We start from the raw sequence: 15,555 nt of genomic DNA, 5'->3' as shown, positions 1-15,555 counted from the left end.
TTAAGAAACGCTAACGTTATGGGAACAATTGGTTTTAATTATTGAAATTGGTACTCAGCGTGCAGGCACAGGAAGTAGAGATGGTTTGTTTTGGACATTGGCAGTTTGATCTCCAGCAAGATTGCCTAACACATAGACAAAGCCAAGAAACCGTAAAACTTGAGCCACAGATGGCAAGGTTGCTCGCGCTTTTTATTGAGTATCATAACGAAGTGCTTGAGAAATATTGGCTTACCGAGCAGCTGTGGCAACACGCGGTTGTCGAACCCAATAGCCTTTATCAGCTACTGACTAAACTGCGAAAAGTGCTTGGGGACGACCCTAAAAACCCGATTTACATCAAAACAATCCCAAAGCGGGGCTATCGCTTTATCGCGCCACTAGAAAGACATGAAATAGCGCCTCGGCATACGGCAAAACCAGTAAAAACAATCGCCAAGTCCCGTATTTTTTCACTCAGTGCCGTCGCAATGGCGGTTTTATGCTTTGGTGCAATCGCCTTTTTTAATCAAACACCGACTGAAAAAACACCATCACGCTACGAAACCTCAAGCCTCAGCCATGAGCTTGGCCTTGAATTTGACGTTGATGCCCACCAAAGCAAAGATCTCATCGCCTATGTAAAAGATTTTACCCACCTTATTATTGCCAACAAACAAGGCTTTCAATTAAATGAACATCGCTTTGATTCGCGGATCAGTTTTCCAAGTTGGAGTCCCGATTCAGACAAACTGGCTTTTTGGCAATATCAAGGTAGTGGCTGCCAACTTCATGTTATGACTGCCGCAGGGCAATTTTTTCATAGCTCGCAAATTCTTCCTTGCCAAGTTGGTACTAAACCCGTTTGGAAAAATGACAAAGAGCTCATCCTAACGTTCGGCCAATATAATGCCAAAGCAGCACACCTTTACCGGCTTGAGTCTCATCAATTGGTTAAGCTGCCACTTGCTTTGGCAGCTAATGAGCAGTTAAAAATGGCCCTTCGAGCATGGCAAGATAAAATCTATTATTTGGTTCAAGATAAACAAGGGTTAGCAAGACTACAAACGCTTGATGGCACGGTACATCTAAAGTGGTCAGCCCCAGTCACTTCAGTTGCGTTTGATGTTTATCATCAAGCCGTTATTGCGAGTCAATATGGTAGCCTATCGCGACACTTTAGAGACGGTGACAGTCAAGCCATCAAAGAGACGGAAATTGGCTTATACACAAGCTTCTCAAGCGATAATCGCGGCGATATATTCGCGGCATTGGAGAGTTTTCAAGTTAATATAAAAGACCGAGATGATTTCCCCTTATTTTCAAGCTCAAGCATCGATTATCTACCACTGACCAACAGCTTGGGGGAAACGGCATTTATGTCGAGGCGCAGCGGCGTATGCGAGGTGTATCTATATCGCGATGATAAAATCAGTCAGCTTTCCTTTCATCAGGGGCATGAGTACGTTGGTTTTTTAGTATGGAGTCCAGAGCTGAGCTATTTGGCCTCAAACCGTGATAACGATTTAGTGATATACGACCGAAAACGCCCACTCACCCAGTTCAATTCACAGCTGAGTCAGCCCGTCAAAAGCATGGGCTGGATAGATGAGCAAACACTATGGGCTTATGACGGCGAAACATTAAACCAATACAGCTTGTCTGGGGCGCTTATCAGCAGCCATGACAGTACAGCTGACTTTGTCTTTTATCACCCCGAAAGACAAACTTGGTTTGTGCTACAACAAACCCTACTGCTGGAGTACGAGACGCTCTTCGAAAGCGACTCAGAAGCGTTAAATAAATATGCGCTAAGTCAAAAGCAAACCAATCAATTTAGTAACTTAAGAATTCGCGGCAACGACATCTATTGGCAATCCGCTTGGTCAAAAGAGGACTACATTTGGCAACTCACCTTAATGCCAGAGCAAAACCCTACGCTTAAAAAAGTCGGCCACTTGATTTGGCACTACGATATCGACGCGCTTGGGGATCTACTCATAGCAAAAATGGAAAGTGTAGAAGGCGATATCAAGAAACTGACTCGCCTACCTGAAGCTGCTAACTAACGATTATCGTTACAAAAGCACATACGCGGTATAGCTCAGCACTAAGGTGCTGAGCCAAGTCATAGCTAAATGCTGTGGACTTTTTAATGCACTTAACACTAAAAGTGGCAGAAAGACATAGGGTAATAGACTCACTACACTCAGTCCTAATAACATATAGACAGGCACTGAAAAACAGACGGCAGCCGTCAGCACAATAATCCAGATACTCTGCTTTGCCGATCGCAGCTTATCTATACTCGACCAATATGCAGTGCGGTCGTAGACTTCAGGTTTGAGATCAATCGCAAGACTCGACCACCATAATAGATTTAACGTCACCAGACCCGGAACGTAATTTGCCATCAGATCGGGGCGCTCCACACTCAAAATCGCGCCAAACCATAGCACCAACACACTCATCATAATGCGCCAGAGCAACACAAAATAGTGGTTGTAAGCAAAGCTCAGCCAAAATGTCGTCAACCCTTTAACCATTACCGATAACGTCACTTTACGCGGTAGCAAGGCAGCACAGCCAAACACTATCAAGTTTACAGCAACCAAATACCAAGTAATTTCGATAACAGCAAGGCTGATGATTACTGTCATCAATAACCCAGCACTTGTCCCCAAGGGCCGATAAATAAAGCATAGGGCAACGAAGAATTGCGTCACCGCAAAAAACAGTAAGTGCCACGCTTGTGTGATTTTCTCAATTCCAATCGAGTAGCAGAGAATTAGGGTCATCAATAATAAGGGGTGAACAACAAGTACAGACAACCCATCCGCCACTTTTTGATGGATGGCACGATGTAGGATCGTGTGGTGGTAACTTCTGTGCGCTTTATCCAAAACCGCATCTCGAAACACAAACAGAATAAAGCTTTGCGCCGCAAGTAATCCCCATGCAATTTGTACCTGTGCGACGGGATTATCACTTTCTACAATTTTACCTATACCCATAAATAGTATTGCAATAAAACCTAGCAAGTACACTTGAAACAGCGCAGCTATCATCAAGCCAAATTGCTGAAGTTGCTGACCTATCGCTTGCAGCGATAGAGAGAGTGATGATTTTCTGTAGCGATAGTAATAGAGCATATTAACTACCCTGCTTCGGTGCTAAGGGAACTGAGTGAAATCCAACTTGTAAAAAAGGTTCTGGCTCATGGCTTGTCATCAGCACCATACCTGCGTAGTTTTGCACGAGTTCAACGATATACTCGCAGCCTGCCGCGTCCAAAGCCGCAGTAGGCTCATCGAGCAATAAATAAGGGGTATTACGCATCAAGGCATTAATAAGTTGGAGCTTCTTTTTATTACCAGAGGAGAGATCCGCGTAGCGCGTCATTAAAAAGGCTTCAAACTGAAAGTCGTTTACAAGCTGCGAAGGAAAATTACATTGCCATGCAGTTGATGTGAGAGTTAATAACTCTTTTGCACGCAAAAAAGCAGGGAATGGAATATTGTCTGACGCAAGTGCAACAAGTGTTTGGCGTTTATCGATTTTCTTGTCTTGTAAAAGAATGTCGCCATTGAACGCATCATCAAGCCCAGCAATCATACTCAGTAAGGTGGTTTTCCCTACGCCATTCGGCGCCGCTAAACAAATTCTATTATGGTCAAACTGTTGTGAATAATTGTCAAACAGTACCTCTTTGGAGAAGCTTTTACTTAGAGATTTTATCGTTATCATCTTGCTCTACACTATAAATCCAAATAGGGATTTATATTTATGTTTAAAAATGTAGTTGTCATAAAACTTAACCTATTACAAAAGCCAATATTTATCACCTAGTTAGAAAGTAAAATGGCGTAAATTACGTACCTTATTTTGTAACAAAGCCTTACACACTACATTTTTTAACATCTTATAAACATCATTAAGTAACCTTTCATTTTTCCATCCTATACTCTTGCTCCGAAATCGCTTAAATAAAGACCCATGTTCAAAATATTGATAAAGGAGATCAACTATGAACTTTCGTATCTTAACTGCAGCCACCCTATCCCTGTTAGCCGTTGCATGTTCGTCTGAAGATGTCGAGACCGCCAACTTCGGTTCTGACATCTATAAAAACCAATATAACCTGGTTAATGCCACCGATTATGAAATTGCATTTCACCTTGCTAATACTGAACTAGACGGTGATGAACGAAATGTCGCTGACGATAAATATCGTGTCAAAGTACTGGCTTCAGGTTCAGAGCCTGTTCGCATAACACACGAACATAACACCAACCGTGAAATCAGTTTTTATGCTGAGTCAGTAAATAAGCTTGGCATGGTCGAGCAAGAAAAAATTAAGGTAAGTAATGATCGGGATTATCACTTTGTTGTGATGCAAGACAGCAACGATACCTTAGATATAAAAGTAGTTAGAAAGTCTAAAGATGACCACGATAATAAGTTTACCGTGCGGATATTAGCTTCCAAAACAATGACATTAAATATTAACGGCTCAGACGTTGAATTTGATAAAGGTGAGGTCAGTAGTTGGTATCAAGTGGATGACTGTAACCAAGATATTATGATGGGTGATGAAGTTATAAGTCTTTGTAATGCTTCACTAGACCGTTCGTACTTACTCGTCGTCGGTGAAACCGGCTTAATGAGCACCGTTTTAGAATACTAATTAATCACCGGTTTTGAGGCTGCCGATATTCCGGCAACCTCAACGGTTAGCCGTCTAGATTTACATTTATTACGCAATTTTTATTCACAAAAAATTCAAATTTCTGCCGAAATAAGTCAATTCTATTCATTTTCAGATCGGACCACATAAAATAGTGACATTTGTCATAAGTCAGTTTTATTAAACTTTCCACCCTCAATAAAAATAGAGTTTTAGCTTTAAAAATTAATTAATTCTTTATATCTCATAGAGATAAAAAACAGCTATTAACAACTCCATATTGAAATAATTTTATAACATTTCAATTATGTTAACGCTAGATTTAATTAACATTAAATTGTCAAATTTTTCGTGTTGACACCTCGAAAACTCAGGCTTAACCTAGCCGCCATTCTTAAAACACAACAATCAAAAAATCACATTTAATATTTTTTATTTACAAAAAAAATAATCTTGTAACAAAGATAGCGACAATAGTATCGCGACAAAGCCGACCAAGTTAACGGATTGGCACACACGGGACGTTGGTTAAGTAGTACTCGCCTCTAACAAGTATGATTGGGTTTTTTAAACAGTTTCCCTTCATACAAAAATATAAGCATTGTGAAAATCACAATCAGATTCATTATTTTAGTCAGAGTAGGAAAGTCATGAACCAGTACAACACAGAAAAGGAAGCAATTCAGGTCGAGAAAAAGCTCGGTAGTATTGTTTTCATCTCGCAAGATCAGTCACTTTCTCTGGAGTCAGTGCAAGATTACGCAGCTCAGCCCTTGTCCAAAGTAAAATTGGACGAATTGGCACTAAAAGCTAGAATCGAGCAAAACCGTCAATACCTGGACAATAAATTAGCAAATCAAGAAGATATATACGGCGTGACGACTGGTTTTGGTAACTCAGCAAGTAACCGTATTTCGACTTCTCTCTCTGAAGAATTACAACAAAACCTCATTGCTTATCATGGCTGTGGCGTTGGTGATTACCTTTCAGAGTCTGATTGTGCCGCAACTTTATTGATACGTATGAACTGTAATGCCAAGGGCTTTTCGGGCGTTAGTTGGGAATTGCTGGCGCAAATGGAAACCTTCCTAAATAACCGCATCATCCCAGCTATCCCTTCTATGGGTTCAGTCGGTGCGAGTGGCGACTTAACACCACTTTCTTATGTCGGTGCCGCACTTGGTGGCAAGCGTAAAGTGTACTATCAAGGACAACTGCGTGAAACCGCTGAAGTATTAGAAGAACTAAACATTGCGCCATACAAGCTAAAGCCGAAAGAAGGTTTAGCTATCATGAATGGTACTTCGGTTATGTCTGCTATCGCCACGAATGCGCTGAAAGACATCCGCCGCGGCATTGATTTAAGCTGTAAACTGATCGCGCTTTATGTCGAGCTTATCGAAGGTCGTGCATCGCCATTCCATAAACGCGTACACGAACTTAAACCACACCGCGGACAGCAGATCTGCGCAGAGAAAATTCTAGAACGCTTAACTAACGTCGATCAGCGTTTAGGTCGCAGAAACCGTACCGATGACAACATTGAGTTTGGCAAGCAAGAAACGTTCAGGTTACAAGATAGCTATTCAATTCGCTGCTCTCCGCAAGTGTTAGGTCCATTAATTGATGCTGAGATGTGGGCATCACAGATCCTAACGACTGAAATCAACTCAGTGAACGATAACCCACTATTTGATGATGAGAACGATCTTATCCTCAACGCGGGTCACTTCTACGGTGGTCACGTTGCAGCGGTGTGCGATACCCTCAAGCCACTCGTTGCAAACATGGGCGCGTTACTTGAGCGTGAATTAGGCATTTTGGTTGATGATCGTCTTAACGGTGGAATTTCTAACAACTTGGTTGCGCGTGAAGATCTTGGCGACAAAGCTTGGGTACACCACGGTTTCAAAGCAATGCAAATTACCTCTTCTTCTCTTGTTGCAGAAGCACTTAAAAATGCAGGCCCTATGTCAGTATTTTCACGCACAACAGAAGCACTAAACCAAGACATCGTCAGCATGGGCACTATCGCCGCACGTGACCTTCGTCGTATTACAGATCTTATCAAGCCAGTTATTGCTATTCAGGCAATGGCGATCCGCCAGGCATTTTATGTTCATGGGAAAGATGCGAAAGCAGAGAAACTCAACGCACTTTCTCGAGAGTTTTTCGACGAAATTAGCAGCAACTTCCAACCAGTCATTGAAGATAGGCCGATGGATGTCGAAATCAACAATATGGTTAACGCCCTATTTAATGAGCAGTAACCCTCTCTAAGTCATTTTTGAGATGACGATAACGCCATAGCTGGCAGCTTCACTGCAGCCAGCTAGGGTTTGTTGTTGCTCAAAAACAGCTAATGAGACGTAAACTACACACCAGAGAAACTAAAAAGGATATAAAAATGAGTAGCTTAGAATCAATAACACAATTTATTAAACAAGACATCATTGTAGACAATTTAGAAGTGGTAGATAGCATTGATGAAATCGAAGATGATGCTCAACTTATCGGTGACGGCCTAGACTTAGACAGCATCGAGGTGCTCGATCTTGTGGTATCTATCGAGAAAAAATACAACCTTAAGTTCAAAGATTACCCAGAACAAACCATTCAAGAAAAAATGAAAAACGTCAGTACCTTAGCTAGCTTTGTTCACGAACAAGTTGAAGCACAAACAACAGCAGAAGCTTGTTGATCTGACCGTAACCATTTTCGCTTGGAAGGACACCATGCAAACATACAGTGCCATTCGTTCAACACTCATGCAACTGATTGAAGCTGAGTTAGAAGTAGATAAAGAACAACTAGACGTAATAAGTGACGACGCCAATTTAATTGAGGCGCCACTGTTTCTCGACTCGGTCGACCTTATGCAGTTATCTGCTGCATGTAAAAAAGCGTTCCAATTAAAAGACTTGGGCGAATTGAGCACTGTAACTTTGGCGACACTAACACGTCAAATAGCGTTAAACTTAACGCAACAAAAACAAGCAACCCCCTTAGAGACTTGGGCAGATCAAGTCACCTCTCTCAAAGAGACTGATTTACTAGAACAGATACAACGTAGTCTAGATTGTGAGATCATCGGTCAGGCTCGCCTTATCAAAGACAGCACGCCCTGCGATATCATTGTGAGCACTATGGTGTTATTAGCGCACAATATCACTCCGGTATTAAGTGCGAATGCGGCCGCGAACGCCAATGCGTTTAGCTGGCGAGAACTCACGCTTTCCAATCAAGAGGTAGAAATTCCGTTTCGTTCCATGACGGCATTTTTACAACAGCATAGCGATAAGACTATTGGCTTTGAAACGTCAGGCAGCACAGGCAAGCCACAAACTTGGCATAAATCCATCGCCTCACTCCATGCTGAAGCCGTCACCTTTGCTGACACTTTCTCGTTTGACGCAGTAGATTATTTCTGTGCTTGCGTTGATATCCGCCACATGTTCGGTTTTATTTGGGCATTTATGCTCCCTCTGCAGCTTGGCAAACCGGTGTGTTACGAACTCGGTTCAACACCGGATTTACAACCTGTAAAAGACAAACAGGTAGGTGTGATCTTAACGCCAACTATGTTTGACTTTGTGGCCGATCAGTTAAGTCAAAACCACTGCTACTTAATAAGCTCAGGTGCACCATTCAAAGGTGAGAAAGAGCAAAAACTTGCCGACCTTATTTCTTACCTATCGCTTTCAATACAAGCTTTTGAGGTACTAGGAAGCACTGAAACCGGCGGTATCGGCTATCGTCAATTAGGCAACAACGAAACGCACTTTACTAAGTTCACTGCGGTCGACATTTATCAAAATGCCGAGCACAAAACCATGTTGAGATCGCCGTTTTTAGTGGCTAATTGTGAAGAGTTTGAGCTCAAAGATAAGCTGATTTTCAGCAATGAAAACCAATTCACACACGGTGGGCGCGCAGACCAAATATTTAAATATGCAGGTAAACGCTACTCGCTACAAAGTATAGAAAAAATCCTCCAAGAACGCTTTGTGGGACTTCGCCATCGCGTCTTTTTTATCGAGGACAATAACAATAATAAAGGGGGCGAGCTGGTCGCCTTTGTCGAAGGACTATCTTGCATCCCTACACTTCAGGACATCAGAAGTTGGTTTAAAGATTTACCCACGCCGCAGGTTCATTTTTTGGCGCAATTTCCAGAAAACGAGCTCGGCAAAATCACCCTCTCGGCACTACAGGAATGCGTACATGAATAATAAACAACAAACTTTCATTACTGGTTATGGTGTGCTCTGTGCAGCAGGCGAGAATCGCCATGCGCTGCTAACTAGCATCAAGGAAAACCGCACTGGTATTGACCGCATTAATCGTTTCGACACACAGGGACTAACACACAATGTTGGGGCGCTCGCTATCAACTACGAGAACCACAGCGCAGAACATTTTGATATGGATCTGGCGAGCCAATACGCTATCCATGCCGTTACAGAAGCACTTGAGCATGCAAATTTAGCCTTAACTCAGATGGACAGTACCCGTGTGGCATTTACTCTCGGTAATGCAAACTGCGGTATGTTTTCATTGATGGAGAGCCTTAAAGGTCAGCATCAATTGGGGTTTAAGTTTTATCCACCACATCAAATTGCAACCGATGTCAGCCGCCACTTCGGTATTCAGGGCCCTGTAATAACTTTCACCTCCGCCTGTACCGCAAGTAGCAGTGCCATTGCTTTTGCTAAGCAACTTATCGAAAACGACCAAGCAGATGTCGTCATTGCTGGCGGTGCGGATGCTCTGAGCGAGCTGGTTTACGGCGGCTTTCAGTCGGTACAGTCCTTGAGTCCTGAACCTTGTGCTCCATACAGCGAAAAAATGGGATTAAGTTTAGGTGAAGGCGCAGGCTTCTTAGTCTTTGAATCGCAAACACATGCCAATCAGCGTAACGCAACGCTGCGATATCAATTGCTCGCTACAGGGTCGAGCTTAGATGCTCACCACGCTACAGCGCCTAACCCCGAGGGCGATGGTGTACGCCGCGCTTTTACGCAGACATTGTCCTATGCCCCCGTTGCAGCAAGTAATATTGAATATATCAACAGCCACGGGACTGGCACGCCAGCAAATGATGGCGCAGAGCTAAAAGGGATCCAATCAGCCATTGGTGAACAGGCCATGCGCGACGTCTCGGTTTCAAGTAGTAAATCTTACTTTGGTCATACCCTTGGTGCCGCTGGTGCCGTAGAACTTATTTCAACTTTGGTCAGCCAGGATGAAGGACTTCTACCGGCAACGCTGGGGGTCGACTCAATAAGGTCTTGTTGCCAAGCGTATCAATTAGTGACCAATCAGGCAAAACCTCAGGTTGTTGATGTTTTTGCGGTGACTAACTCAGCGTTTGGCGGTCACAACACCAGTATGCTGCTCAGTAAGCAAGAGAAAACGTCAATTAACACAGCGCCAAAACCGGTTTATCTACTTGCCGCCACCAGTCTATCTGATACTGAAGTGTACAATGCTAGACAAAATAGCACCGACCACTTTGCTGAATTTAACTTAAAACAGCAGTTCCCTGCACTTTTCCAGCGCCGTACACCGTGTGTTGCACAATTTGCCTTGGGTGCCTGTCAATTTACCTTACAAGACAGCGAGCTAGACCTTGCTCAATTACCACTGCCAGAATTCGCAGCCTACTATGCTAATCCTATTGGCTCGCTGGAAACCTTAGATAAAAACCTCGCATCATTTCAAGATGGCATTGCTGAGCTAAAAAGTACGCATTTCCCCAATACCGTCGTCAATGCCACATTAGGGCAACTGGCACTCGGCTTCGGCTTTAAAAACTCGGCCACTTGTGTGAGTGATTTAGGCAATGACTTTTTACATGCGCTTTGGAGCGCAACACTTGATATGCGTGAAGGTAGAAGTCGATATGCGATGGTATGTAGCTCGCAAGACGATACTGCGCTCTCGCAGCAAGTCTGGGCTGCACATCAATTCCAAGCAGATATCGGTCATTTTTCCAGCGCGGCGCTCTTGGCAACCAGCGAGGTGTTACCGGAAGGCTACCAACCTCTCGCAGAACTCATTGATTTTATTCAAATCAATGATGCGCAGGAACATCAAGCACTAGACAGATTATTGGCAAGCCATGCTAGGAAGTTGGGCCAAGTGGGCAATGTCGTGTTAAGTACTCATCACGACGAAGCGTTTGCCACCATTGCAGCAAGCTTGGACAGCCATTTACCACAAGCTCAACTTATAAAATATCAACCACAAAGCACGCCTCTACACAGTACAGAATTAGCAGTGCGTGCGCTAATGCATGCACTCAACACCCCAGTTGGTGATACCGAGTTAGATCAAACCCTACTCCTAAGCGTTAATCTCGCGGGAAGTATGACGGGATGTATTTTACGAACAGTAAGGAAATAAGATGACGACCGTGATCGAAGTGAAGAACTTAAGGAAGGTCTACAAAAGAACACGAAAAGTTGCCGTCGATGACGTCTCTTTTAGCGTTAGCGAAGGCGAATGTTTCGGACTCCTTGGGCCCAATGGCGCAGGAAAAACCACGACGTTGGAAATACTACAAGGCTTGCGTAGTGCAACGTCAGGTGAAGTGACGTTATTCGGTCTTAATTGGAAGCAACACGAAACCAAACTTCGCAGCCTTATGGGTGGCGTGATGCAACACAATAACCTCTACGAAAAACTCAAAGTAAAAGAGTGCGTCGAGCTATTTGCCAGCTTTTACCCAAGCTACACGCCAATTGATACGCTGCTTGAGCGCTTCAATTTAAGCGAGAAAAAAGACGCTTGGCTAAGCGAACTCAGTGGTGGGCAAAAACAACGCGTATTTTTGGCGATGGCAGTGGTTGGCCAGCCCAAGTTGGTTTTTTTAGATGAGCCAACTACGGGACTTGACCCCACGAGTCGCCAGGAATTTTGGCACATCATTAAAGATCTCAAAGAAGCCGGTACCTGTGTGATGTTAACGACACACTACATGGATGAGGCAGAGTTCTTATGCGACAACTTAGCCATCATTAATTCAGGTCAAATCATAGAGTCAGGCGCACCAAGCGACATTATTAATCGCACCTTTGAGACTCCGGTGATTAAAGAACCCAGAAAAGCCACACTCAACGACGTATTTTTGAAACTCACAGGTTCCACGATGGAGAGGGAAAGTTATGCCTGAGTTAAGTCAAACTAAGTTATATCCATTTTGGCAATTAATGATGGTCAATATTCGACCTTTTTTCCGTGATAAAGCGGTATTGCTATGGACATTCGGTTTACCTATTTTCATCGCCCTATTGTTGATCCAAGCCTTCTCTGGTGGACCAAAAATGTCTCCTATGAATGTGGTGGTGATGCATGGCGAGCAAATCGAGCAGAAATGGCTAAAAGCAATGGAGGAAGATCCGCTCGTTACCGTTACCCGCCTCTCACAAACCGATTCAATTGTGCTGGAAGACAGTTTTGCTTCCGCTCAGCTGGCGGAAGTGATCAGCTCACCAGACTCGGTGCTACGTAAGCTGCAAAATGAGGTGAGCCCTGAAGTCTACCTTGCCCCCAACGCTATGTTTTCTACTCATAACTCCGATGAGTCGTTAATGGCACGTAACTATCTATTGCGTCTTAAAGCGCAAGCTAATGGCGAAGAGATGCGAAGCAATGTCATTAGCGTTAAAGGTTATCGTTACACTGACTGGTTGATCCCTGGGATCATCGTGTTACAAGTCCTTGGTTTAGCACTAGTATCGATTGCCAACAGTTTAGTTTCAGACAGACAAAACGGCTTTTTTAAACGCCTACGCCTTTCTCCTTTCAAGCGCCGTGATTACATCATTGGGATCGTGCTCGCACGCTTATTCTTACTGGTATTCCAAATGCTGATTCTGTTCGTCGCATTTCACTTTTTATTTGGTTACACGCTGCAAGGAAACGTGCTGGATATCATTGCGGTAATGGCACTCGGTTCATTTTGTATCTGTATGCTCGGCGTGTTAGTCGGCGCCCGCAGCCAACGGGTTGAAGTCTCATCAGGGATAGCTAACTTACTTTACTTTCCGTTGATGTTCTTATCGGGCATTTATTTTGACACGGCTAACTTTCCCACTCTACTGCGAGAAATAGTTTCGTTACTGCCAACCACTGCGTTTTTGGATGCACTGCGCTTAGTCGCAAACCAAGGAGTTGAACTGGCTGCGGTAAGTCGTCAACTGATTATTTTAGGCGTCACCAGCGTGGTGTTCTTCCTCATCGTTTACTTCTGCTTTGACTGGGGAGATGAAAAATCATGATCACCGATAACTTGCCGCATAAGGCACCATTTAAGTTTGCAGACAAGATAATCGAACACTCACCAGGAGAGATGATTGTTGGACTGAAGTTTGTCTCGCATAACGAGCCTGGCCTTCAAGGACATTTTCCGGATGAGCCTATTTTCCCAGGTGTGTTAATCATTGAAACCATGGCGCAGATCAGCGGCTTGTGCTGCAACAACACGCACAAAGGGGGCATGCTGTCTTCCATAGAAAAAGCCAAATTTAGTCGCCCTGTTCGCCCCGGCGAAATCATTAAAGTAACGGCAAAACTAGAAACTGAATTTGGTGCGATGGCGCGCTTTAAAGCACAAGCACACGTTGAAGATGAGTTGGTTGCAAAAGCCGAACTCACGATTGTTTACACGGATTAAGGAACTTGGTTGTGTTTACTGGAAAGACAGTAGTAGTGACTGGCGTATCCAAAGGGATAGGCAAAGGCATCGCACTCGCCTTTTTGCAAGGTGGTGCTCGAGTATACGGTATTTGTCGCACGCAAACCCCCATCGCGGAGTTACACAAACCAGAGTATCAAGCTCGTTTCACTCAACAAAGCGGCAATATTACCGACAGCGAGTTCGTCAACTCCGCTATTCGCCAAGCGATAAGCGACACGGGTCGGGTTGATGTATTGGTGAATAACGCTGGGATCACGAATGATAGCTTGTTCTCTCAGATGTCGTACGACGCCTTTCATAACGTGTTAGATATCAACTTCAAGGGTACTTTGCTGTGTTGCCAAGCGGTGTTGCCTGTCATGACTAAGCAAGGTGAAGGCAAGATTATCAACATGGTTTCGCAAAGCGGAATAAGCGGACGTGAGGGTCAAGCCAACTACGCCACCTCAAAAGGCGCAATTATTGGCCTCACTCGGACTATTGCACGGCAATATGGTCATTGTGGTATTTACTGTAATGCACTCGCTCCGACGTTTATTGCAACCGATATGATTGATGATATCCCCGCAAGCATTATCAATCCGGTGCTTAAACACACCGCACTTGGTCGCGTTGGTAGCGTAAAAGAAATTGCTGATGCCACGCTATATCTCGCTTCTAGCGCCTCTAACTACCAAACCGGAAATGTACTTCGTCTGGATGGAGGGCTTGCGGTATGAATGCTCAAGCGTTTATTTTACTTTATCCAACAAGTGAGTTTGATAGCCACTTTGTTACCCATTTGCTGTCGCAAAAACATCCGTTACTCCTTATCAATGCAAGTGCTGAGGTGCTCGCGCATAATCCAGAGGCGAGCCATATCCACATCAACGCTCCCCTTTCGGAGTTAAACACCAAAGGATTACTAGATTGGTTTGAAATCAATAATAATCAGCAAGAAGTGATGGTACTGCATTGTGCCAATCGCCTTGATGAAAGCAAACTACTTGAAGACATTGCCGTTGGCGAGCAAGTGATTGCGCGTCTAGAAAGCGCATTTTCGGCACTCAGAGTCATCGCGGACAACCTCAGAGTGAGTGGTGGAAACCTCGTCTTTTTAACTCAATCAGACACCTTAAATTACGAGTTAGAAGCCACCGCCAGTGTCTGTAACCACGCTCATAATGCATTGATGATGACGCTCGCGCGCGAGTATCAAGGTAGCAAGCTGGCAGTTAACAGTTTTGTGTTACCGCTACTGGCTACCGATAGCAAAGCCGCAAGAATCCAAAAGCGCAACCTAAAAGGAGGCGTACTGGGTGCACGACCTGCGGTATACAGCTATCAAGACTTGGTGGAATACCTAGTCAACTTTATGAAAACCAACACCATGCTCACCGGTCAATCCATCGCATTCACACCAACGCTGGAGCTCAAGCTATGATGCCGGTTGACTTATACTGTTTCCATCACGCAGGTGGCTCTTCTTTGTTTTTTAGGGAATGGGCCAAACATTTACCTGCGCATTGGCAACTCCACGGCATCGACTTACCGGGCCGTGGTACTAAAGCAGGTATGCAATCTTTACGAGACTGGGATGAGGCACTTAGTCACCTAAGTAGTAGCACGCAACTTCAGCTGCGTAGTGAGCGGTTGTGCGTGTTCTTTGGTCACAGCCTTGGCGGGATGGTGGCTTATAAGCTTGCCGATCATCTTGCTAAACACGCACTGACAACACCGGATTTACTCTGTTTATCTGGGTGCCGCGCGCCAAGTATTCCCTCGGCTACCCAGTACTCAAAATTGACTGACTCGGACTTGCTCACGACTTTATATCATCTCGACATGCTGCCTAAACATCGTTTAACGAAGGATGTAGAAGCGGTTGTGGCCGCCATGTTTAAAGACGACTTTATGTTAGCCGAGCAACCCGTCAGTACTGACATCACGTTGACGATGCCGGTCGAACTGATCCTCGCCACACAAGATCACTTGGTTAAGCCTGAGTCACACCAAGCTTGGTCTGAGTACTGCGAGAACCATTTTCAGCACCATCATGTCGATGGCTGTCATATGTATTTACAACAACGCCCAACGCTGGCGTGTGAGGTGATTGTCGCCGCAGTAGCGCGACACCTAGCTCGCTTGCAGCAAACAAAATACCAAAAAGCAAACTGGCAAAAGCCGTTGTGTTAAGGCGAAAAAA

General features: G+C 44.3%; 14 protein-coding genes. 12 read left to right on the top strand and 2 right to left on the bottom strand.

Features of this window, described 5'->3' with window-relative positions; genetic code table 11:
• Positions 1-80: 80 nt before the first annotated feature.
• Complete coding sequence (locus JJQ94_RS10810; RefSeq protein WP_099031801.1) at positions 81-2,048, top strand: winged helix-turn-helix domain-containing protein; 1,968 nt, start codon at positions 81-83, stop codon at positions 2,046-2,048.
• A 9-nt stretch (positions 2,049-2,057) separates the two neighbouring features.
• On the opposite strand, the gene JJQ94_RS10805 is transcribed toward JJQ94_RS10810, so the two are convergent.
• Together JJQ94_RS10805 and JJQ94_RS10800 are read right to left on the bottom strand one after the other, a co-directional pair.
• A complete protein-coding gene (locus tag JJQ94_RS10805) occupies positions 2,058-3,131 on the bottom strand; it encodes a DUF6136 family protein (protein ID WP_099031800.1) in 1,074 nt (357 codons plus the stop codon).
• Position 3,132: 1 nt separating this feature from the next.
• Positions 3,133-3,726: an ABC transporter ATP-binding protein gene (locus JJQ94_RS10800; RefSeq protein WP_099031799.1), complete on the bottom strand. Its 594-nt coding sequence runs from the start codon at positions 3,724-3,726 to the stop codon at positions 3,133-3,135.
• Positions 3,727-4,006: 280 nt separating this feature from the next.
• Here JJQ94_RS10800 and JJQ94_RS10795 point away from each other — a divergent pair, with 280 nt between their 5' ends.
• The 11 genes from JJQ94_RS10795 (at position 4,007) to JJQ94_RS10745 (ending at position 15,545) form a co-directional block, all read left to right on the top strand.
• Positions 4,007-4,666, top strand: a complete 660-nt coding sequence (locus JJQ94_RS10795) for a hypothetical protein (RefSeq protein WP_099031798.1) — start codon at positions 4,007-4,009, stop codon at positions 4,664-4,666.
• A 650-nt stretch (positions 4,667-5,316) separates the two neighbouring features.
• On the top strand, positions 5,317-6,936 hold the full coding sequence (locus JJQ94_RS10790; RefSeq protein ID WP_099031797.1) for an HAL/PAL/TAL family ammonia-lyase: 1,620 nt from the start codon (positions 5,317-5,319) through the stop codon (positions 6,934-6,936).
• Between the two features lie 137 nt (positions 6,937-7,073).
• Positions 7,074-7,367, top strand: a complete 294-nt coding sequence (locus JJQ94_RS10785) for a phosphopantetheine-binding protein (protein WP_010369398.1) — start codon at positions 7,074-7,076, stop codon at positions 7,365-7,367.
• A gap of 34 nt (positions 7,368-7,401) precedes the next feature.
• A complete protein-coding gene (locus tag JJQ94_RS10780) occupies positions 7,402-8,898 on the top strand; it encodes an AMP-binding protein (RefSeq protein WP_099031796.1) in 1,497 nt (498 codons plus the stop codon).
• Positions 8,891-11,074, top strand: a complete 2,184-nt coding sequence (locus JJQ94_RS10775; RefSeq protein ID WP_099031795.1) for a beta-ketoacyl-[acyl-carrier-protein] synthase family protein — start codon at positions 8,891-8,893, stop codon at positions 11,072-11,074. Before JJQ94_RS10780 ends, JJQ94_RS10775 begins: the two co-directional genes overlap by 8 nt.
• Position 11,075: 1 nt before the next feature.
• Positions 11,076-11,843: an ABC transporter ATP-binding protein gene (locus JJQ94_RS10770; RefSeq protein ID WP_010369407.1), complete on the top strand. Its 768-nt coding sequence runs from the start codon at positions 11,076-11,078 to the stop codon at positions 11,841-11,843.
• Positions 11,836-12,951 carry an ABC transporter permease gene (locus JJQ94_RS10765; RefSeq protein WP_099031794.1) on the top strand — a complete coding sequence of 372 codons (1,116 nt, stop codon included), beginning with the start codon at positions 11,836-11,838 and terminating at the stop codon, positions 12,949-12,951. The genes JJQ94_RS10770 and JJQ94_RS10765 overlap by 8 nt, the downstream gene beginning before the upstream one ends.
• On the top strand, positions 12,948-13,346 hold the full coding sequence (gene fabZ / locus JJQ94_RS10760) for a 3-hydroxyacyl-ACP dehydratase FabZ (RefSeq protein WP_010369411.1): 399 nt from the start codon (positions 12,948-12,950) through the stop codon (positions 13,344-13,346). The genes JJQ94_RS10765 and fabZ overlap by 4 nt, the downstream gene beginning before the upstream one ends.
• 11 nt (positions 13,347-13,357) lie before the next feature.
• Positions 13,358-14,089 (top strand): SDR family NAD(P)-dependent oxidoreductase, encoded by a 732-nt coding sequence (locus JJQ94_RS10755; protein ID WP_099031793.1) that lies wholly within the window; start codon positions 13,358-13,360, stop codon positions 14,087-14,089.
• Complete coding sequence (locus tag JJQ94_RS10750) at positions 14,086-14,793, top strand: hypothetical protein (protein ID WP_099031792.1); 708 nt, start codon at positions 14,086-14,088, stop codon at positions 14,791-14,793. Before JJQ94_RS10755 ends, JJQ94_RS10750 begins: the two co-directional genes overlap by 4 nt.
• Positions 14,790-15,545 (top strand): thioesterase II family protein, encoded by a 756-nt coding sequence (locus tag JJQ94_RS10745; RefSeq protein ID WP_099031791.1) that lies wholly within the window; start codon positions 14,790-14,792, stop codon positions 15,543-15,545. Before JJQ94_RS10750 ends, JJQ94_RS10745 begins: the two co-directional genes overlap by 4 nt.
• Positions 15,546-15,555: the final 10 nt, after the last annotated feature.

The sequence above is a fragment of the Pseudoalteromonas sp. GCY genome, from assembly GCF_016695175.1.
Classification (GTDB): Bacteria; Pseudomonadota; Gammaproteobacteria; order Enterobacterales; family Alteromonadaceae; genus Pseudoalteromonas.
This window is presented reverse-complemented; position numbering and strand designations above follow the sequence as displayed.

Coding starts and splice junctions, on each gene's coding strand:
- JJQ94_RS10810 (WP_099031801.1), top strand. CDS start 81: ATGGTTTGTTTTGGACATTGGCAGTTTGATCTCCAGCAAGATTGCCTA.
- JJQ94_RS10805 (WP_099031800.1), bottom strand. CDS start 3,131: ATGCTCTATTACTATCGCTACAGAAAATCATCACTCTCTCTATCGCTG.
- JJQ94_RS10800 (WP_099031799.1), bottom strand. CDS start 3,726: ATGATAACGATAAAATCTCTAAGTAAAAGCTTCTCCAAAGAGGTACTG.
- JJQ94_RS10795 (WP_099031798.1), top strand. CDS start 4,007: ATGAACTTTCGTATCTTAACTGCAGCCACCCTATCCCTGTTAGCCGTT.
- JJQ94_RS10790 (WP_099031797.1), top strand. CDS start 5,317: ATGAACCAGTACAACACAGAAAAGGAAGCAATTCAGGTCGAGAAAAAG.
- JJQ94_RS10785 (WP_010369398.1), top strand. CDS start 7,074: ATGAGTAGCTTAGAATCAATAACACAATTTATTAAACAAGACATCATT.
- JJQ94_RS10780 (WP_099031796.1), top strand. CDS start 7,402: ATGCAAACATACAGTGCCATTCGTTCAACACTCATGCAACTGATTGAA.
- JJQ94_RS10775 (WP_099031795.1), top strand. CDS start 8,891: ATGAATAATAAACAACAAACTTTCATTACTGGTTATGGTGTGCTCTGT.
- JJQ94_RS10770 (WP_010369407.1), top strand. CDS start 11,076: ATGACGACCGTGATCGAAGTGAAGAACTTAAGGAAGGTCTACAAAAGA.
- JJQ94_RS10765 (WP_099031794.1), top strand. CDS start 11,836: ATGCCTGAGTTAAGTCAAACTAAGTTATATCCATTTTGGCAATTAATG.
- fabZ (WP_010369411.1), top strand. CDS start 12,948: ATGATCACCGATAACTTGCCGCATAAGGCACCATTTAAGTTTGCAGAC.
- JJQ94_RS10750 (WP_099031792.1), top strand. CDS start 14,086: ATGAATGCTCAAGCGTTTATTTTACTTTATCCAACAAGTGAGTTTGAT.
- JJQ94_RS10745 (WP_099031791.1), top strand. CDS start 14,790: ATGATGCCGGTTGACTTATACTGTTTCCATCACGCAGGTGGCTCTTCT.